General features: G+C 71.1%; 14 protein-coding genes, 1 tRNA gene and 1 pseudogene. 7 read left to right on the top strand and 9 right to left on the bottom strand.

Annotation, left to right across the window (positions count from 1 at the left end):
• Positions 1-55 precede the first annotated feature (55 nt).
• The 6 genes from fxsT to AWZ10_RS36220 form a co-directional block, all read right to left on the bottom strand.
• Positions 56-4027, bottom strand: coding sequence for an FxSxx-COOH system tetratricopeptide repeat protein (gene fxsT, locus AWZ10_RS36245; RefSeq protein WP_060893125.1), 3972 nt, complete (start codon positions 4025-4027; stop codon positions 56-58).
• Between the two features lie 37 nt (positions 4028-4064).
• Entirely contained in the window at positions 4065-5273 is a 1209-nt protein-coding gene (locus AWZ10_RS36240) for a TIR-like protein FxsC (RefSeq protein ID WP_159058482.1), read from the bottom strand.
• Positions 5274-5746: 473 nt separating this feature from the next.
• Positions 5747-6658: a YceI family protein gene (locus AWZ10_RS36235; protein WP_060893135.1), complete on the bottom strand. Its 912-nt coding sequence runs from the start codon at positions 6656-6658 to the stop codon at positions 5747-5749.
• A 119-nt stretch (positions 6659-6777) separates the two neighbouring features.
• Complete coding sequence (locus tag AWZ10_RS36230) at positions 6778-7818, bottom strand: maleylacetate reductase (RefSeq protein ID WP_046709440.1); 1041 nt, start codon at positions 7816-7818, stop codon at positions 6778-6780.
• Positions 7819-7844: 26 nt separating this feature from the next.
• Positions 7845-8834 carry a dioxygenase family protein gene (locus AWZ10_RS36225; protein WP_060893123.1) on the bottom strand — a complete coding sequence of 330 codons (990 nt, stop codon included), beginning with the start codon at positions 8832-8834 and terminating at the stop codon, positions 7845-7847.
• 91 nt (positions 8835-8925) lie between these two features.
• A complete protein-coding gene (locus tag AWZ10_RS36220) occupies positions 8926-10692 on the bottom strand; it encodes an FAD-dependent oxidoreductase (RefSeq protein WP_060893122.1) in 1767 nt (588 codons plus the stop codon).
• A 234-nt stretch (positions 10693-10926) separates the two neighbouring features.
• On the opposite strand from AWZ10_RS36220, the gene AWZ10_RS36215 reads away from it, so the two are divergent.
• A complete protein-coding gene (locus AWZ10_RS36215) occupies positions 10927-12798 on the top strand; it encodes a helix-turn-helix domain-containing protein (RefSeq protein WP_208618610.1) in 1872 nt (623 codons plus the stop codon).
• A gap of 142 nt (positions 12799-12940) precedes the next feature.
• The gene (locus AWZ10_RS36210; protein WP_046708669.1) at positions 12941-13774 is read left to right on the top strand and encodes a class II glutamine amidotransferase; all 834 of its coding nucleotides are present in this window, start codon (positions 12941-12943) and stop codon (positions 13772-13774) included.
• A gap of 81 nt (positions 13775-13855) precedes the next feature.
• On the opposite strand, the gene AWZ10_RS36205 is transcribed toward AWZ10_RS36210, so the two are convergent.
• A tRNA-Pro gene (locus tag AWZ10_RS36205) sits at positions 13856-13929 on the bottom strand.
• 100 nt (positions 13930-14029) lie between these two features.
• Between AWZ10_RS36205 and AWZ10_RS36200 the strand changes: the two genes are divergently transcribed.
• The gene (locus AWZ10_RS36200) at positions 14030-14584 is read left to right on the top strand and encodes a DUF309 domain-containing protein (RefSeq protein ID WP_060893121.1); all 555 of its coding nucleotides are present in this window, start codon (positions 14030-14032) and stop codon (positions 14582-14584) included.
• Between the two features lie 14 nt (positions 14585-14598).
• Positions 14599-14856, top strand: a pseudogene (locus tag AWZ10_RS54360) (MFS transporter); the annotation flags it as partial.
• A gap of 140 nt (positions 14857-14996) precedes the next feature.
• Here the strand turns inward: AWZ10_RS54360 and AWZ10_RS36195 are convergent.
• A complete protein-coding gene (locus AWZ10_RS36195) occupies positions 14997-15770 on the bottom strand; it encodes a sulfite exporter TauE/SafE family protein (RefSeq protein ID WP_060893120.1) in 774 nt (257 codons plus the stop codon).
• Between the two features lie 258 nt (positions 15771-16028).
• On the opposite strand from AWZ10_RS36195, the gene AWZ10_RS36190 reads away from it, so the two are divergent.
• The 3 genes from AWZ10_RS36190 to AWZ10_RS36180 are packed head-to-tail and all read left to right on the top strand — an operon-like array spanning position 16029 to position 17663.
• Complete coding sequence (locus AWZ10_RS36190) at positions 16029-16838, top strand: alpha/beta hydrolase (protein ID WP_060893119.1); 810 nt, start codon at positions 16029-16031, stop codon at positions 16836-16838.
• A 53-nt stretch (positions 16839-16891) separates the two neighbouring features.
• Positions 16892-17167: a WhiB family transcriptional regulator gene (locus tag AWZ10_RS36185; RefSeq protein WP_046708142.1), complete on the top strand. Its 276-nt coding sequence runs from the start codon at positions 16892-16894 to the stop codon at positions 17165-17167.
• Positions 17168-17180: 13 nt separating this feature from the next.
• On the top strand, positions 17181-17663 hold the full coding sequence (locus AWZ10_RS36180) for a Dps family protein (protein WP_046708139.1): 483 nt from the start codon (positions 17181-17183) through the stop codon (positions 17661-17663).
• 275 nt (positions 17664-17938) lie between these two features.
• Here AWZ10_RS36180 and AWZ10_RS36175 read toward each other — a convergent pair whose 3' ends face one another.
• Positions 17939-19303, bottom strand: a complete 1365-nt coding sequence (locus AWZ10_RS36175) for an amidohydrolase family protein (protein ID WP_046708138.1) — start codon at positions 19301-19303, stop codon at positions 17939-17941.
• Positions 19304-19759: the final 456 nt, after the last annotated feature.

Here is a 19759-nt window from a genome sequence, read left to right as displayed (position 1 = left end):
CGTAAGGAAGACCTCGCCGCACCGGATGGAGCTCATACCGCTCCGTGGCACGGAATCAGAAGGTGAAGGGTGGTTCGATGTCCGCGTCCAGTCGCACCCTGCTGTCCACAGGAGTGTCCACCGCCTTGTAGGTCGGGTGGGCCACTCCCAGAGTCTGGGCGGCGAGTTGCAGGGCCCCACTGTAGTGCTCCTCCGACTCCTCCGTCGCACCGGCCCCGGCGAGATCGATCGACAGATTGAAACGCAGGGTGATGACGTCGTAGTGGTCGGCCCCCAGGGTCTCCAACACCCCTGCGAGCGCCTCGCGTTCGAGGGCGATGGCGGCCTCCGTCCCGCCGGTGTCGACGAGACAGTTCGCGTAGTTGATCATCGCGTCCAGGGTGTAGGGATGCCGTTCGCCGAGGGTGTCGGACAGGGCCCTGAGCGCGCGTTCGGAGGTGGCACGGGCAGCCGCCGCGTGGCCGCCGAGCCTCAGGTAGATCGCCAGGTTGTTCTGGCAGCCCAGCGTGTAGGGGTGCGACTCCCCCAGGGTCTGACGCTGGCGGGCCAGGATGTGATCGGCGTGGTCGCGGGCGCTGTCGACGTCGCCGAGAGCCGCGAGCACATTGGCCAGGTCGGCGCGGGCGGCCAGGGTGTCCGGGTGGTCACGGCCGCGGTCCTCCGCGTACATGAGGTGGACGGACGCGACGAGTTCGCGTGCCTCCTCGTAACGGCCGGCCCGGCGCAGTGCCACCGCGTGGTTGCGCTGGGTGGACAGGGTCTGGGCGTGCCGCTTGCCGAGCCGTTCCCACAACACCTGGCAGGTCTCTTCCAGGAGGTCGAGGGCGGCCCGGAGATCGCCGGTCTCGCGGAGGTCGCGGGCGTAGTTGGAGGCCGCGTTGAGCGTGTAGATGTCCGTCGGCCCCTTCAGGTCGAGGCGGTCGCGGTACACCCGTCGGTGGATCTCCAGTGCCGCGCGGCGGTCCCCGCAGAGGTACTCCGAGACGCCGAGGTTGCTGGCGTGCATGGACAGCCGGAGGTCTTCGGGCGGCCAGACCTCCTTGCTGGCCTCATAGGTGGCGCGGTCCCACTCCCGCGCCCTGGCGTACCGGCCGAGGGCGTTGAGGTCGGCGGCCACGTTGGCGGCCGCGATGAGGGTACGGCGGCGGCCCGGACCCACGAGCGCCGCCAGTCGCCGGTGGACGTCGAGGTCGTTGTCGTAGGCCTCGCGCGAGACGCCCTGGGAGCGCAGGATGTTGCCGAGTTGGGTACGCAGCCCCAGTACCTGGGCGTTGTCCGGACCGAGGCGTTCGGTCCACACCGTCAGGACGCGTTCGGCGGTGTCCCGCCCGGAGGACAGCAGGTTGCGGCGCCAAAGACAGCGCACCGTGTCGATGATCCACTGCTGCACTTCCGGGTTGTCGCTGCGCGCCGCCCGGCTGGGCCACAGATGCGTCAGCAGTTGCGCGTAACGCGGCCAGCTCTCCGGTGCGCCGGGCGTCTTGGGGTTGCCCGCCGCGAGCGCGGCGTGCACCACCGAGCGCAGTTGCAGGCGCCGCTCCACCGGCATCGAGTGGCGGATCTCGGCCTGCACCAGTCGGTGGACCACGATCGTGCCCTCCTCCGGGTCCGCCTGGGCCAGCCCGAACCGGTTGATCTCCTGGAAGACCTCGCTGATGGTCACCTCGTCGCGGGGTTCGTCCTCGTCGAGCGTGAGGGCGTCCATCAGGGAACGGGTGTACAGCAGCTCCATGGGGATGGGGTCGGCCCCGAAGAAGGAACAGATCTCCAACAGGTCGGCTGCGGCCGGGCTGTTGGCGCGGATCTCCTCCAACGACACCAGCCAGCCGGCCATTTCCAGCGAGCGCTTCTCCGTGCGCTTGAGCAGTTCCGTCGCGTGGGTGCGCAGCAGCTGCAGATACCGGTCGACGGGCATGGCCGTGGCGCTCAGCCACACCGCGGCCTGATGGACGGCGAGGGGGAGATCGCCGAGTTCGTGGGCGATCTGCCGGGTGCTGTCGGGGTCCAGACCCGGGTTGTGCCGACCGAGGAGTGCCACGCTCTCGGACCGGCTGAACACCTCGACCGGCAGCACGTTCCCGGCCTCCTCCCAGGTGCGGTCGCGGGACGTGACGAGCACGTGTCCGCCCTGTGAGGTCTCGGCGGGGAGCCACTCGGCCGTCTCGCCCGGGGAGCCCGCGCTGTCGAGGACGAGCAGCCACTTGCGGTACGGCGTCCCGCTCGCCAGAGCCCTGAGCACCCGTTGGGCGGTGAGCGCGGTGTCCTCCCCGTGCTCGATGCCGAGTTGGGGTGCGAGGCGGGCCAACTCACCTGGGATGACGGTGGGTTCGGCGGCCGGTACCCACCACACCACATCGTAGGAGCCGCGGAACCGGTAGGTGTACTCCAGCGCGGTCTGCGTCTTGCCGACTCCGCCGAGCCCCACGAGGACCTGAGGCGTCGAGGAGCCTTCGGCGGCGATGAACCGGTCCCGCAGCTCGTGCAGCAACGCGTTCCGGCCGGTGAAACCGACGTTCCTCGGTTGCAGGGACTCGACGGCCGGATTCGTGCCCGGATAGCGCGGAGGTTGTGGGGTCAGCAGCGCGGGCGCGCCCCGTGCCGGGGTGGGGGCCGAGGGCGGCGGGCCCACACTCTGCCGCAGCCGTCGTACGGCGTTCACCTCGGTGAGGTGGGCGATGCTGGGGGCGGCCGCGAGGTCGAAGGGCGGGTCCAGGGCCCGTTCACCACCGTGGACGCGGACAGCGACCAGCTCGGGCGCCGGCGCGCGCTCTCTGCCCGTGAGCGCCCGCCAGAGCGCGGCGGACTGCGGCACCGCGGCGTACTCCGCGGACAGCAGGGCGAGGACCCTGCCCTCCTCCGCCAGGGCGCGCACCACTTCCGGAGCGGTCTCGCCGGGTCTGGTGGCGGTGACGTCGTGCAGCGTGACGCGGAATCCGGCGGATTCCAGGTGCCAGGCGGCCCATTCCGCCCAGATCCGGTCCTCGGGTGCGTAGCTGACGAAGAGACAGGTGCTGATCGCCCTGCTCTTGTTCATGTACGCGGTGAGCAGCCGCTGCCGCTCCTCGTCCGGCAGGGGCACGCCTCGCCGGACCTCGCCGTCGGTGAGCCAGTCCGTGAGCCGTTCGCAGGCCTTGAGCACGGTGCCCTCCTGCAACGGCCGGTCACCGACGGGCGCGACGATCTCCTCGTACGCGTAGAACGTCTTGTACGGGATCTCCACATCGCCCCAGTACCGTTCGACGCTGCCTTCGTCCAGCCATGGCAGATGGGTGCCGAAGGCCTCCCGGGCGCGGTCGCGGCTGATCTCCAGTCGCTCCCGCTCGGCGTCCTCGACACGCATGGGCACCGGCAGTAGCCGTATCGGCCGTCGGGAGCCCTTGGTCACGGCGCGGGCGACGTGCGCGGAGCCTCGCATGTTCTGCACGTTGTAGACGAAGCCGAGGACGAGGGTGTCGGGGAGCAGTACGGTGCAGATGCCCGAGCTGTCGGTGACGCCCGTGCGGCTGTCTATCAGGACGTAGTCGTAGCGGGCGGCCATTTCCTCGCGCATCTCCAGCAGGAACTTTCCGCCGCCGAGCCGTCCGTAGAAGGCGTGCCAGTCGAAGGACGTCACGGAGTCCGAGTAGGCGGCGTTCTGGCGCCCGGCGGGCAGGAAGTCCAGCCGTCCGCCGCTCGCGAACTTGAGGTCGAGGCCGACCACGTACGGCGTCAGGTCCAGGGTCCGGCGGAACCAGCCGTCGTCCTGCGGGACATCCTCACGGCCGGGCAGGAGAACCGCCTGCTGGTAGGCGCGCAGCAGGTCGATCAGTCCGTCGGTGTCGCGCAGTTCGGGATCGGTGAGCAGCGGGTGGAAGTAGCTGTGCAGGCCCGGAGCCTCCAGGTCCCAGTCGACGGCCAGGACGCGTTTGCCCCGGCTGGCCAGGATCCACGCCACGTTGGCCAGGGCCATCGTGCGGCCGACGCCGCCCTTGAACGAGTAGAAGGTGACGACCTGGCCTCGGCCGTCCGGGGCGCTGGAGGTGCTCATCCGGTCTCCTGGGCAGTCGTGGTCGGGGGCGTACGGCTCAGAGCCGGGGCATCGACGGCGGTGGTGCGCCCGGCGGCAGGCGGCGGACATGACCGCTGGCGGCGATCCGGTTCTGGGTCACGGTCACCGCCCGGGACAGCGTGTCGTCGAACTCGTGCTGGTCCACGGGCACCCAGAACACCGGATCGTGATGGTCGTTGCGGCGCATCCAGTTGCGCTCGAAGACCTCCTGGACCGCGTCCCACAGTGCCGCGTTGTCCGTGCCCGACTCACTGTCGTGCTCGTGGCAGGGGACGAGGACCGCGGTCGTCGGGTGGTGGAGGGCGTCGTACCTGCGGAGCGCCCCTCGGTACGGGTCCTCGCGCGCCGACCAGGCATCCACGAGCAGGACGCACGCCTGGTTGAGGTGGCGGGCCCGGTTGAGGTGGCGGATCAGCTGGGGGCTCACCGCCTCGACGCTCGCGGTGTGCCCGTCACCGGTGATGACCCGCGTGGCCCGCTCCACGACGGTCGGGACGCGCGGTGGGCTGTAAGGCGCCCACATCCACGGCGCCTCCCCGTAGTAGGCGGTGTGTGCCCGGCCCACCGGTGGCTGTTCCTCGGTGCAGGCCGCGACGAATATCCGTACGTGGCCGCTGAGTTCGGGCGCGTCATTGACGGGGAAGCAGCCGCGGACGGTCGAGAGGTCGAAGGCGGGGGGCTCGTCGGTGGGCAGGTTGAAGGGGTCCGCCGCGTTGCGTACCCGGCGGGCCAGCTCCTCGACCACGTGCCGGTAGGCGGGCCCGCCGGGGTCCGACTGCATCAGTTGCAGCAGCCCGTGCCTGAGGTATTCCTCCCCCAGTCCCGGTTCGGTGTACTGGACGGCCCTGACCTCGGCGGGCATCCTGCGCTGCGGCACCGGCTCCCAGAGCACCGGGACCAGCGCGCGCGGCTGCACGGAGGTCATCTCCTGGTAGCGCTTGACGCGTGCGGCGAAGTGGGTCCACTCCTTGCCGCAGTACTCGCTGCGGAAGTACGCCGGCGAGTAGAGCGCGACCATGGCCCTGCACGAGCCGACGGCACGGCTCAGCTCCAGCAGCCAGTCGTCGCCGAGACTGATGCTCTCGACGTCACGGAAGGGGGGCTGCCGGGCCGACACCGTGCCCGGGAGCGCGAGGGCCGTCAGCAGGTCGTTGTAGAACCGCCCCACGTAGGTCGCCCGGTCGTCCCGCCTGGCGTAACTGAGAAAGAAATACGGCTGATCCAAGGCGCCCCCCAGCATGCCGCACCGCACCGACGGCATCGGGGTCCTACCCTGCCGCCACCGATCTCAGACATACGCGCGACCCTCCTCGAGTGAAAGGGGTGCGAACTCCGCGGCGGGTGGTGCGTCGTCCACCCGGAGGGGGACGAGCATGCCGATCTGCCCAAACGGGTCCTTGCGGTAGGTCCGCTGCACCGGATCTCCCGCGCCTGCGGCAGTGCGGTGAACGGCGGGGAGAGCAGCACGACCATCCGTGCTCTTCGCACGTCCACAAGACAGTTGGAGTCGGCCGGCCCCCCTATACATCTACAGCAGGAGGCTACCCACCCTCCCTTCTTTGCCACCGTGGCCGAACTGCCGTACACAGGCGTCGCGATTTCCGCTCCGGTCGACGACGAATGGCGTGGTGATCCGGAAAGTGGAATGCAACCACTCGCTGGTTCGGAATGTGGACAGATATCGCGCACCTGTGATGTCTACTCCGGCGGCGTGGGCGTGTCGTGGGTGCGGTACATCGCCTGGACGTCCAGTTCCAGCTGGATGGTGGGGCCGACGACCGCGATGCCACGGGCGAGCATGGAGCGCCAGTTGAGGGTGTAGTCCTCGCGGTGGAGTTCGGACTTGGCGAGGGCGGCGCAGCGGAGCTCCTCGCCGTAGCCGCCGTTGACGGTGCCGAGGTAGGTGGTGTCCAGGGCCACGGAGCGGCTGACGCCGTGCATGGTGAGGCTGCCCTGGAGGGTCCACTTGCTGCCGCCGCGGTAGGCGAATCGGGTGCTGGTGAAGTCGATGTACGGGAAGCGTTCGACGTCGAGGAAGTCGGCCGAACGAAGGTGCGTGTCACGGGTGTTGTTGCCCGTGGTGATGCTGGACGCGTCGATGCGCACGTGGACGCGGGACCGGGTCATGTCCTGGGCGACCGCGAGGCCGCCCTCGAAGCGTTCGAAGCGGCCGTGCACATGGGCCATCCCGACGTGCTTGGCGATGAAGCGGATCGCGGTGTGCGGTGGGTCGAAGAGCCAGGTGCCGGGGGCCGGGAGTTCGAGCGCCCTTGCCGACTGGAGCCACACCCGCTCCCGGGAGACACCGGCGTCCGCGACGATCTCGACCGTCTCGCGGTGCGGCTCCAGCCCCTCGGCCATGATCAGCATGCTGTAGGTGCCCGGCGGCAGAACGGCCATGAAGAAGCCGTACGGGTCCGTGGCGCCCCGCGCGGCGACGCGGTGGCTGCGCAGTTCCGTCACCGTCACCTCGGCCGCGCCCATGGGTTGGTTCACCGGGTCCAGCACCTCACGCAGGACGACACCCGCGCCGTCCGGGACCGGGAGCGTGGCGCCCGCGCCGCCTCCGGGGGCATTCCTGAATCGCCGCCGGAGCAGTCCGAGGGGCATGGTGTTCACCTTTCGGTTTCTCGTCGTTCGGTGCGCGTCGTTCGGTGCGCGTCGTTCGGTGCGCGTCGTTCGGTGCGCGTCGTTCGGTGCGCGTCGTTCGGTGCGCGTCAGGTTGTCGGTCAGGGCCACACCGGAGGCCGGTCGCCCTCGTACGCCGCCCTCAGGACCTGCAGGGCGTCCGTCACCGTGGGCTTTCTCGGGTTGGGGTACGCCTGTCCCGTCACCTCGGTCGCCGCCCTTGCCAAGTCCGTTTCATCGAGGCCCAGTTCGGCCAGGGAGCGGGGCGCGCCGAGGCTGCCCGACAGGTCCCACAGGGCCTGGGGCGCGTTCTCTGCGGTCAGGGCTCGACCGAGGGCCGTCATGGCGTCGGGTGCGGCGGGGGCGTTGAAGGCGAGGGCGTACGGGAGGACGACCGTGTGCGTTTCGGCGTGCGGGAGGCCGAAGGTGCCGCCGAGGACGTGGCACAGCTTGTGGTGCAGGCCCATGGTGGTCGCGCCGAGCGCGGCCCCGCAGAGCCATGCGCCGTAGAGCGCTCGGCCGCGCGCCTCCAGGTCCCCGGGGTCGGCCGCCACTGCGGGGAGTGCGCCCACCATGGCTCGGGCGCCCTCCTCCGCCGTCAGCGACACCAGCGGCGAGGCGTCCGGCGCGTACAGGGCCTCGGCGGCGTGGGCGACCGCGTTGATGCCGCTGGTCACGGAGAGGAGCACGGGGAGGGAGAGGGTGAGTTCGGGGTCGTAGACGACGCTGCGGGGCAGGACCGACGGGGCGCGGCCGGTGCGCTTGGCGCCGTGTTCGGTCAGGCCCCAGACCGGGGTCATCTCGGAGCCGGAGTAGGTCGACGGCACGGCGATCAACGGCAGTTCGGTGCGGAGCGCGATCACCTTGCCCAGTCCGATCGCCGAGCCGCCGCCGACCGCCACGCATCCGTCCGCGTCCGCGGCCCGAGCCGCCCGCACCGCTCGCTCGGCCACCTCCGCCGGTACGTGCTGGCGGGCCTCCTCGAACAGTCCGGCGCACGCGGCACCGAGTGAGTCCGCGACAACCCGAGCCGTCCCGGCGCCTCTCGGTCCGCACACCACCAACAGCCGCCGCAGCCCCAGCCGTTCGGCCTCCTGCGCCACCGCCGTCGCCGACGCGCCCGGGCGCATGACGACCCGCATGGGCTGAGCCTCGTACACGAACTCCACTACGCACGCTCCGGGTCGAGCGCGCCCGCGGTGTCCGGCGCGTCGAGCACGAGGTCGAAGTGGGCGTGGCGGAACGGGTTCCCGATGCCGAACCGCCGGGCCCGGGAGGGGTCGTCGGTCTCCGTGAAGTCCTGGACGAGGCTCTCCTTGACCGCGAAGACCGCGTCCGAGTCGAGGTGGTCACTGCCGGCCACGAAGATGTGGGTGGTGACCGGGGTGTGCCCCTCGGCCGAGACGATGAAGTGGATGTGAGCCGGGCGGTAGGGGTGCCGTGCCGTCGCCCGGAGGAGGTCACCGACAGGGCCGTCCGTGGGGATGGGGTAGGGGCTCGGCACGCAGGTGCGGAACCAGAAGCGGCCCTCGGCGTCCGCCGTGAACAGTCCGCGGCCGTTGCCCGGCGGCTGGACGTCGGGCTGCTGGACGTCGTAGTAGCCCTCGGGGTTCGCCTGCCAGACGTCGAGGACGGCACCGGGCAGCGGAGTGCCGTCCTTCGACAGCACGCGTCCGCTGATCACGCACGGCTCGCCGCCGCCGACCAGGTCGATGTCCGCGCCGAGTTCCCGGACCGGGGACTCGGTCATGTGGAACGGGCCGAGGACCGTCGACTCCGTCACGCCGCCGCGCACGTCGCTCTCGTCCCCCTCAGCGCCCTCGTCCCTCTCGTCGTCCCTCTCATCACGCCCGCCGCGTCCGCCGCTCCCGCCGTGTCCGCCGCGTCCGTCGCTGTTGATCGTCTCGACCAGCATCGAGACACCGAGGACGTCCGACAGCAGGACGAACTCCTGCCGGGTGTCCGTGCAGGCCCGCCCGGTCGCCGTGAGGAAGGCGATCGCCTGCTCCCACTCCGCCGTCGTCGGCTCTGCCTCGCGCACGAAGGCGTGGAGGTGGCGGGTGAGGGCGGCGAGCAGCTCGCGCAGGCGCGGGTCGGCCGTGCCGTCGAGGCTGTCGACGACCGCCTCGGTGATCCGGGTGGTGAATTCGGTGGTCATGCCCCACTCCTACGACTGTTCACGCGGCTCCGCCACGGCTGAGCCGACAGCTGTTTCCCCTCACGCGACGCCTGCCCCCGGGACCTCCGGTTCAGGCACGCCCGAGAATCCGCCGGACCGCGCCCGTCAGCGACCGCTCGGCGTCGTCCGGGGACGCGGCCGCCGTCGCGTGGCGGAAGGCGACGTACCCGTCCGGCCGTACGAGGAGGGCTCCCCCGTCGGCCACCTCTCTGAGCCGTGCCCAGTCGCCGTACGGGTCCTCGTACTCCTGGCCGGGGCCGATGACGACGGTGGCGATCTCCAGGTCCTGGGCGGCGGCGGCCCTGATCCAGTCGGCGCCGCCGATGCCGGTGAGCAGGGTGAAGCGGCCCCGGCCGACGGTGTCGAGCGTGGACAGGGTGCGGGTGCCGGAGGTGATCCAGGCGTGCGGGAGTTTGGCGCCGGGGCGGGACGTCGGCTGGTGGTACAGCTCGGGGTCGCGGTCGAAACCGGGGTCCGCCGTGCCGTCGGGGACGATCGCCGAAGAGCTTTCGGCGGAGTACCGCTGGTTGAGGTCGACGCCGTGCGCGTTGAACTCGTACACCTTGAACGCGATCGCCTCGCGGAGCTTCGCCCGCTGTTTCTCGGCCGCATCGGTGTCGTCCTTGCGGGCGGCGATGTTGGCCCACAGCTGTTCGGGGCTCTGCGGGGAGAGCCCGTCGAGTGCCTCGAAGACGGGGGCGGTCTCGCCGATGGACTTGTTGGCGCGGGTGACGATCTGTCTGTCGATCGGGGCCCGTTCGGCGGTGTAGGTGTCGAGCAGCTCGGGGGACGCGGTGCCGTCGAGGACGAGCTTGAGCTTCCAGGCCAGGTTGTAGGCGTCCTGGATGGAGGTGTTGGAGCCGAGGCCGTTGGACGGCGGGTGGCGGTGCGTGGCGTCACCGGCGCAGAAGACCCGCCCGTTGGAGTAGGTCTCCGCGTACATCTCGTTGACGGTCCAGGCCGAGGACGACTTGACGGTCACCGGGATCTCGTCGTCGCCGACCAGCCTGCGGACGATCGACTCGGCGTACTCGGTGGTCAGGTCGGGGGCGCCCGCGGTGACGTCGTACCCCCAGACGATCATCCACTCGTTCCAGGGCCGCACGCACCGGACCAGGCCCGCCCCGATGCCGCCGACGGTGGCGCCGGGGGCCAGCACCCAGTAGAGGGTGGACGGGCGGTGCGCGGTGTACTTCGCCAGGTCCATGTCGAAGACGATGTTGATGCTGCCGGCCACGCCCATCTGGCCGCCCATCGGCAGCCCGATGTCCTCGGCTACCTGGGAGCGGCCGCCGTCGGCGCCGATGAGGTACTTGGCGCGGATGGTGTACTCGTCGCCGCGCAGCCTGTCCTCGACGGTGACGGTGACACCCTCGTCGTCCTGGACGAAGGACTTGTAGACCGTGCTGAAGCGCAGTCGGGTGCCGCGCGCCACGGCCGCGTCGACGAGCACGGGCTCCATGAGGTGTTGCGGCATGTCGCACATGCGGGTGGGGCTGGCCAGCTCGTGGGCGGCCTGGACGAGCGGGTCGTTGCCCCACGAGCGGACCCGGCCCAGCTCCTCCCCCGCGAGGCTGGTGCAGAAGGTCGTGTCGCCCATCAGCCGCTGCGGCGTGGCCTTCGCGACGACCTCGTCCTCGACTCCGAGGTCGCGCAGCACCTCCATGGTGCGCTGGTTGGTGATGTGCGCCCGGGGCGTGTCGGCGAGACGCGCGTAACGGGTGACCACGATGTTCGGGACGCCGTACGTACTCAGGGCGAGCGCGGCGGAGGCGCCCGCGGGGCCACTGCCCACGATCAGTACGTCGGTCACGACATCCGGCTCGACGGTGTGCACGGGAGACGCTCCAGGGAATGAGGACAGACATCGACCGTTCAAGATCATGGAGGGCGGCGCGGGAGCGCGGGTGTCTCAATAAGAGACAGTGCGTACGGTTTGCCGGGCGGGAGTCGTACGGGGCAGGGGCCGCTTCCGTTCAAGTGGACGGGCGGGCACGTGCTCACCGCCCGCCCACCGGGCTCCAGGGTGATTGTTGCTCCTTCAACCTCGCCGGGTACGGTGAGTGGTGTCGTGACCACCGCGGAACACCTCCCCGTCCACCCTGCCCTGACGTCGCTGCGCAGGGCCCGTGAGCTGTTCCTCGAAGGGCGCGAACTGCCGGACGGTGTACCGGAGGAGATCGTCGCCGCCTGGAGGCGTGCCCGGTTCTTCGGTCTGCGACACGATGTGCCGGACTCCGCGCCCGACGCGCCCGGCAGGGCCGCCGACCCGCCCCGGAACGCCGTACGACCGGACGAGTCCGCCCTGCTGGCCGCGGCCCGGCCGGTGCTCGAACGGCTCGCCCCCGCCGTGGGTACCGGACGGACGGCGCTCCTGCTGACCGACGAACGCCTGCGAGTGCTGTGGGCGACCGGGTGCGCGCCCGGCGATCCCTGTTGCCAGGATCTCTCCGAACAGGTGGTCGGCAACAACAGCGCGGCGCTCGCACTGCGCACCCGGCGCCGCGCCGAGGTGCACGGCCCGGAGCACTTCCTCGATCTGTGGCAGGACGTGTCGGCGGTCAGTGTGCCCGTGCTCGCGCCGGAGACCGGGCGGACCGTGGGCACGGTGACGGTCACCTCGGGGCTCTGCGCCGAGTGCGCTCCGCATCCGTGGGCCTTGCTCGCCGAGGCGGCGGCCGGTGCCGTCGAGGCGGCGCTCCTGGCCCGGTCGCAGCCCGCCGAGCGGGTCCTGCTGGACGCGTATCTGCGGGCCGCGCGGGAGCAGAGGCAGGCGGTCGTCGCCCTCGACGGCCGCAACCGTCTGGTGAGCGAGGCCGCGGGACGCCTGTTGTCACCCGAGGGTTTGGAGGCGCTGGAAAGAGGCGTGGCCGCGCTGCTGCGGGACGCGAACGGCGGGGAGAGGCCCGGAGGTGCGGGCCTGCCGGGTACGACGGAGCGCGAAGCGGTGGCCGAGGCCGACTCGGATACGAGGGCGGAGCCCGGGTCGGCGTCCGAAGCGGTGGCCGTGACCGGCGTGACCGCGGACTCGTACCGTATGCGGCTCCCGGACGGGGTGCGGTGTTCCGCGACGGTCGCCCCGGTGGCGCACCGGGGGTCGGTCATCGGCGCGGTCGCCGTACTGGAGCCGCTGGGAGCCGGCGCCGCCGTGCCGCTCGGGCGGGGTGTCGTGGCCCTCGCCGGGCACTCGGTGCCGTGGCGGCACGCGGTGGGACGCGCGACGGAGCTGGCCCGGTCGCCCGAGCCGCTGCTGCTCGTCGGCGAACGCGGCACCGGAAAGACCGCGCTCGCACACGAGCTGGCCCCGGAGCTGCTGGTCGTCGACGCGGCGGAGGGCGAACCCAGCCTCCTGCTCGACGAGTTGGCGGAAGGCCACGCCCTCCTCATCCGCCATGCCGAGCGGCTCACGCAACCCGACACCGCGACGCTCAACTCCCTCCTCGAAACACATCCGGGCGCGCCCCTGCTGGTCACCTACACTCCCGGAGCACCGCCGGGCCCCTGCCTCCAGCGGCTCCTGGACACCCTGGCCGCCCGCTCGGTCACCCTTCCCGCGCTGCGTGAACGGCCTGAGGACATAAGGGAGTTGCTGAACGCCCTGGCTCCGAAGCCGCCCCCCGGACAGCCCCCGCTCACCTGGACACTGGACGCCCTGCGCGCACTGGAGCAGCATCCGTGGCCCGGCAACGTCACCGAACTCGTCCACCTCGTACGGGCGTTGGCCGAACAGCGTCGTGCGTCCGGGCCCGTACGACGCGCCGAACTGCCGGACGCCGTCCGTGAGGGTCCCGCGGCCCGGCGCCTCAGCCCCATGGAGCACGCCGAGCGCTCCGCCATCCTGGAGGCCCTCCGCCGCAACGGGGGCAACAAGGCCCGCACGGCGGCGTCCCTGGGCATCGCCCGTGCCACGCTGTACCGGAAACTCCGGGGATATCGGGGCTGACCGTCCCCCGTCCGGCACACCGCGCGTGCCCGGCTCGGTCGCCGGCCGGGTAGGGCGCCGTGTGGCGATCAACGGGCGGTCGCACGACCATGGGAATGGCCGGTTCGCCCCCACGGCTCGTTTGCCAGGAAGGTGGTAACCGATGTGCCGGTGGCTCGCCTACTCGGGAACGCCCGTCCTGCTCGACACGATCCTCTACAGGCCGGCGCACTCCCTGATCGACCAGAGTCTGCACTCCCGGCTGGGCGTCGAGACCACCAACGGTGACGGGTTCGGCATCGGCTGGTACTCGCCGGACCTGGAGACCCCCGCGGTCTTCCGCGACATCGGCCCGGCCTGGAACAACCGCAATCTGCGGGAGATCGCCGACCACGTCCGCTCCCCGCTGTTCTTCGCACACATCCGGGCCTCGACGGGTACCGCCGTGCAGCAGACCAACAGCCACCCGTTCCGCCACGGCCGCTGGATGTGGATGCACAACGGCGCGATCGCCGACTTCCATCTGATCCGGCGGGATCTCTCCCTGGCTGTCGCCCCGGAGCTCTTCGCCGACATCGAAGGACAGACGGACTCCGAGCTGATGTTCTACCTGGCGCTCACCCTCGGCCTGGAAGAGGACCCGCCGGGCGCGGTCGCGCGGATGGCGGGCCTGGTGGAGCGGACAGGTCACGAGCACGGGGTGGAGTTCCCGCTGCAGATGACGGTCGCCGTGACGGACGGGGAGGCGCTGTGGGCCTTCCGCTATTCCAGCCAGAAGAAGTCACGCTCGCTGTTCTACAGCACCCGGGTGGAGACGCTGCGCTCGCTCCACCCCGACCTGGCGTTCCTGCGGGAGGTCTCCGACGAGACCCGCCTCATCGTCTCCGAACCCCTGGGCGATCTGCCCGGCGCCTGGAACGAGGTCCCCGAGAGCAGCTACGGCGTGGTCCGGCCCGGAGCGAACGAAATGTGTCCCTTCGCCCCGCAACCCGTGTAGGGCGCAGGGCCGTTTCGGAACAGAGCGAAGGGGCCGCTTCGGATTGCTCCGAAACAGCCCCTGAGCTTCGACTCCTTCGAGTCGGGACGACAGGATTTGAACCTGCGACCCCTTGACCCCCAGTCAAGTGCGCTACCAAGCTGCGCCACGTCCCGGTGCGCTGTCCGCGGTGAACCGCGTGATCGCGCAGTGAGCACTTTACCGTACGTCCGGCCCTCGCCCCGCAGCCGGCGAGCGGCGGGGGACAATCGAGGCATGAGCGGGACAGCGGATGACGGGACGACGCGGGGGCGGGACCGGGACGAGGAGGGGCGGGCGCGGAGCGCGCGGCCCCGGGACGGGCTGGGGCGCCCCCTGCCGTACGGGGCGCCGGGTGTGCAACGGCAGCCCGAAGGGGTGGTGCGGGCCCCCGAGGAGACGGTCGTCGAGGCGCAGGCGCTGCTGGACGCGGGAAAGCCGTTCCATGCGCACGAGGTCTTCGAGGACGCCTGGAAGTCGGGGCCGGACGAGGAGCGCCCGCTGTGGCGGGGGCTGGCCCAGCTCGCGGTGGGCCTCACGCACTCGGCACGCGGGAACGTCAAGGGTGGGGCACTGCTGCTGCGGCGCGGGGCCGGGGCCGTCGAGGAGTGGGGGGCCGGGAGTGGACGGCGGCAGCCCTACGGTGTCGATCTGGCCGGGGTGGGAGCCTGGGCGCGGCGGCTGGCCGGCGTCGTGGAGCGGGAGGGACGGGCGGTGGACGCGGAGGCGTGCGCTCCCCGGTTGCGCGGGGACCAGGCCGGGCATGCGACGGCTCGTTCCGGTCAGCGGTAGACACGTAGGGGCGCGTGCCGGCGCGCCGTGACACCCGACGCAGCGTCGGCACTGTGTCGATCAGGCCGGGGATGGTGCCGACGGCCCTCGACCGGACGATCGTGGAGACGGCGTCGCCGACGCTCGTGTCGGACCTGGGCGGTGCGGAGCACATGTCGTGGGTCGTGACGGTGAATCCGCCGGCGGAGACGGTGTCGACGGCTCTGCTGGGGAAGTTCGGCGACCTGGGCATGGGCGGGCTCATGGTCACCGCGGTGGCGCTGATCGCGGATCGCGGAACAGCCGCATCGGCGGCATCGGTTCCGCGCGGGCCGATCACCGTCGACACCATCGCCGAGCGCCCGCCGCGGGAGTACCTGGCCCACGGGCTGTCCCCGCGGGCACCGGAACTGACGTCCTCCGGGCGGGGGCGTCAGCGGAGAAGCAGCTGCAGGCCGCCCACGATCGTCGCCGCGATCACCAGCTGTTCGAACAGCTTCTGGTTGATGCGGTTGACCGCCCACTTGCCGAGGAAGGCGCCCGGCACGACGAACAGGGCGAGTGCGGCGTCCAGCAGCAGGGATTTCCCGTCGATGAGGCCGAGACCCACGCTGAAGGGGACCTTGGAGACGTTGACGATGAGGAAGAAGAAGGCCGAGGTACCCAGGAAGCCGAGCTTCCGGAAGCCCGCCGAGAGCAGGTACATGGACATCACGGGGCCGCCGGCGTTGGCGACCATGGTGGTGAAGCCGCCGAGGACGCCGTACGAGCGGGCCTTCACACGGCCGGCGCGGGTGGTGATCGCGTCGGGTTCGTCGTCCTTGTCGACCGTGCGGCGGCGCCAGATCGTGACGGCCGCCATCAGCAGCAGGATCGCGCCGATGGAGGTGCGGACGATCCGGTCGTCGGCCCAGATCAGGAACAGCGTGCCGAAGACGACGCCGGCACCGACGGCCGGGAAGAGTTTCCACAGGGTGGGCCAGTGGGCGTGCCTGCGGTAGGTGAGTACGGCGAGGACGTCCCCGACGATGAGGATCGGCAGGAGGACGCCGGTCGAGGCGCGGGCGGGCAGGACCGCCGCGAAGAGCGCGAGGCTGACCGTGTTGGCACCGCTCACGGCGGTCTTCGAGAAGCCGACGAGTACGGCGGCGAAGGCGAGGACCGCGAACTCGGCCACGGACAGGTGCCAGAGAGTCATGGTGTTCATGCGGGGTCCGATGCTATGCGCACCTATCGGCGCACGACAGGACCGTCTCGCCAGTTGGCCCTGCCGCCTTCCGATCCTGATGCCTTCCGATCCTGATGCCTTCCGATCCTGACTCCGAAGGCCCCGACTGCGCCCGGTTCGATCTTTCCCGCCCCCGGCGCCGCCCGGTTCGGCTTTCGCCCCGGTCGGCCCATGGACCATCGTCCGACGGGCTGGCAAGATCCCCCGGGTACCTTCACCGACGTAGTTGGAGGAGTCATGGCCGACTCGCGCGAGCACAGCTTCGCCGGTACGCGGGGCGGTGTCACCGCACGGGAATGGCCGTGCGAGGGGGCCCGGTACGTCGTGCTCCTGGTGCACGGCTACGGGGAGCACATCGGCCGGTACGAACATGTGGCCGACGCCTTGGTGCGGCACGGCGCGGCGGTTTTCGGTCCCGATCACATGGGGCACGGCAGGTCGGCGGGCGAGCGGGTGCTGATCGAGGACTTCGAGGCCGTGGTCACCGATGTGCGCACCGTGGAGGTGCTGGCCAGGGCCGCGTATCCGGGTCTGCCGGTGGTGCTGATCGGTCATTCCATGGGCGGTCTGATCGCCGCGCGATACGCCCAGCAGTACGGCTCGGGGCTCGCCGCGGTCGTGCTGTCCGGGCCGCTGATCGGCATATGGGAGCCGCTGAGGGCACTGCTCGCGCCGCCGGAGGTGCCCGACGTGCCGCTCGATCCGAAGATACTCTCGCGGGACATGGGGGTCGGTGCCGCGTACGCGAACGATCCGCTGGTGTGGCACGGCCCGTTCAAGCGGCCGACGCTGGAGGCGATCGACCGCACCCTGGAGACGATCTCGAAGGGCGGGTCCATCGGTTCGCTTCCGCTGCTGTGGCTGCACGGCGACGACGACCGGATCGTGCCGCTGCCCGGCAGCCGTACGGGGATCGAGGAGTTCCGCGGCGCCGAGTGGAGCGAGCGCGTCTATCCCGGCGCCCGGCACGAGGTGTTCAACGAGACGAACAGGGGCGAAGTGCTCGCGGACGTCAAGGAGTTCGTGGACGGCGTGCTGGGGCGCTGAGCTGCTGCTTCACGCCGCGTTTCCGCTTGTGCGACCTGGGCACCCGGACCCGCATGGAGTGGTTGCGGAGAGCGGCCTGCGTGGGAGAGGACCCCGAACTGTTCTTCCCCGTGGGCACCACAGGGCCGGCGATCGACGACGTCGCCGCCGCCAAGCGTGTCTGCGCCGGCTGCCCGGTGCGCCGCGAGTGCCTCGACTGGGCGCTCGGCAACGGGCAGACGGCCGGCGTGTGGGGCGGCATGGGCGAGGAGGAGCGCACCGAAATGCTCCGCAGGGCCGGGAGCGCCGACGCCGCCCGGCACGAAGCGTTCGCCGGCACGATGCGATGAGGAGCGACGAGCAATGACGATGGTGAGGAGCACCCTTCCCGAGCCCGCCCGCCGGATCGCGGGCGACGCGCTGCAGGAGAGCCTGGTGGATCTGCTGGGGCTCTCGCTGATCGGGAAGCAGGCCCACTGGAACATCGTGGGACCGAGGTTCCGTTCGATCCACCTGCAACTCGACGAGGTGGTGTCCACGGCACGGTCGTTCGCGGATCAGGTCGCCGAACGCGCGGCGGCTCTCGGGGTCGCCCCGGACGGACGGCCCGAGACCGTGGCGGCACGGTTCGCCCTGCAGGGGCCGAAGGACGGCTGGCTGCGGGACACCGAGGTCGTACGGCTGCTGGTGGCGGCGCTGGAGACGGCGATCGGACGGCTGCGCGAGCGTATCGACGCCACGGAGGAGGCCGACAAGGTCACGCAGGACCTCCTGATCTCCCTCACCTACGAGTTGGAGAAGCAGCGCTGGATGTTCGAGGCCGAGAACTGGCCGCGCGAGGACTGACTGCGCGGCAGACGGGCGGGGGCGTCGGCGCGGCAGCCGCCCCCTTCGGCGCATTCGGGAAACCCGCGTCGCCCGAGCGGTCGCCGGAGAGGATGTGGAAGCTCTCCTCGTACGAGTGAACGTGGGCGTCGGCCCTGCCGCGGGACCGTGGTTCTCAGACGGCGAAGCCGGTGCGCATGACGCCTTCCGTCTCACCGACGACCGCGCGCCGCCGGGACTCCCCGCCGTCGTACGGCGGTCGGAGGTCTCGGCGGCGCGGCGTATCACAGCGTGCGTCATGCGTCCGGCTTCCTCGCCGCCGCCACGGCCGCCAGCAGCCGGTCACGTGATTCCTCGACCAGGCGGCGGGCCCGTCCGGCGTCCGCGAGCAGTCTGCCGTCGCGCTTGCGGACCACGCCGTCGACGATGACCGTCTCCACGTTGGAGACGTCCGCACAGAGGGTCACGGCCGCCGTCGCGTCGTGCACGGGCGCCATGTTGAGGGCGGTGGCGTCGAGGGCGACGATGTCGGCCCGCTTGCCGGGGGTGAGGGAGCCGGTACGGTCCTCCACGCCGGCCACGTGAGCCCCGTTGAGCGTGGCGATCTCCAGCATCCGGCGTGCCGTCAACATCGTTTTCGGCACGGGCAGGTTGGCCTGCCAGCAGTCGGCGTTGACCCGGGCCCGTTCGGCGGCGAAGGCGGCCCGGATCTGGGTGAACATGTCGCCGGGCACGGTGGTGACGACGTCGATGCTCAGGGACGGCCGCAGTCCGTGCTCGATCGCCTGCATCACGGGGGGCCAGCCGTGACCCATCTGGGTCTCCACCTGGGCGGCGATGGACACGGTGCCCCCGCTGTCGGCCACCATCCGCCACTCGTCCTCGCTGAGGTGGCAGCAGTGGACGTAGGTCGTGTCGGGGCCGAGCAGGCCAAGCTCGTGCAACTGCCTGACCATGCCGAAGCGTCCGGCCAGGCGGCCCATGGCGACGTGCACGGTGATCGGGATGCCCAGTTCACGGGCGAGGCCCCATTCCCGGGTGACGACGTCGTCGGTGCAGAAGCCTGGGCCGCGCGTGGCCAGCGCCATGGTGAGCAGGCCGTCGTCGGAGGCGAAGTACCGGTCACGGACACGGCGTACGTCGTCACCGGGTACCGCGATCTCGCTGTCGAACCAGTAGTCGGCGAGTGAGGTGTTGGCGCTGCCGTACGCGTACTGGGCGCGGATGCCGGTCTCCGTCAGTGCCCGGATCGCGGCGTCCGGGTGCTCGGGTGTGTTGTTGATGTGCGACCAGTCGACGAGGGTGGTGATGCCCGCGTTGAGGCACTCCAGGGTGCCGGCCAGGTTGCCCGCGTACACGTCCTCGGGGGTGTAGACGGGCGCGAAGGTGTCGAGGACGTCGACGAAGTAGTCGTCGAGGGTGGCGTCGGGGGCGCAGCCGCGGATCGACGCCTCCCAGGTGTGGCGGTGGGTGTCGACGAAGCCGGGGATGACGATGCGGCCGGTCATGTCGAGCACCTCGGCGTCCACGTCCGCGTCGATCTCGCGTTCGACCGCCGTGATGGTGCCGTCCTCGATGAGGACGTCGCCCTCGGGCAGGTCACCGATGGCCGGATCCATCGAGACGACATGGCCCGAGCGCAGGAGCATCCGTTTGGTCATCGCCGTTCCTCCCAGAGGTGGGTCCGCGTGAAAGCTGACGGGCAGTCAGTATGCGATGCGGTCGCGGACCGTCCTCATGACCCGGCCGACGCCGGAGATGACCCGCTCCTGGGGGGGCGTGGGCGAACGCAGCGGCACGCACTCCCCCGCCACCCGCCGGACGGGCGCGTCCAGCGGCCCGAAGCCCTCGTCGGCGACGACCGGAACGGGAGTTCCGCCCCACCCAACCTGATACGGGCTCTCCCCGACAACCACCGGGCGCGAGGTCCGGACGAGTGAGCTACGACCCGGGCGCAGCCCAGCTCGACGCCGTCGCCCGGCGGCGGGGCGGGCCCTTCACGGCAACGGAGCCCTGTGCTCGCAGGAAGACCACCGGGTCGTCGCCGCGCACGGCGGCCGTCGGCGTGCCGATCACGTCGGCGGGCGTCGGCGGCGCCGCGATCTCCGGGCGGGGAC

The sequence above is a fragment of the Streptomyces europaeiscabiei genome (assembly GCF_001550375.1).
In the GTDB taxonomy this organism is placed as follows: Bacteria; Actinomycetota; Actinomycetes; order Streptomycetales; family Streptomycetaceae; genus Streptomyces; species Streptomyces europaeiscabiei.
Note: the sequence above shows the minus strand (reverse complement) of the source record. Positions and strands in the feature narration are given on the sequence as shown.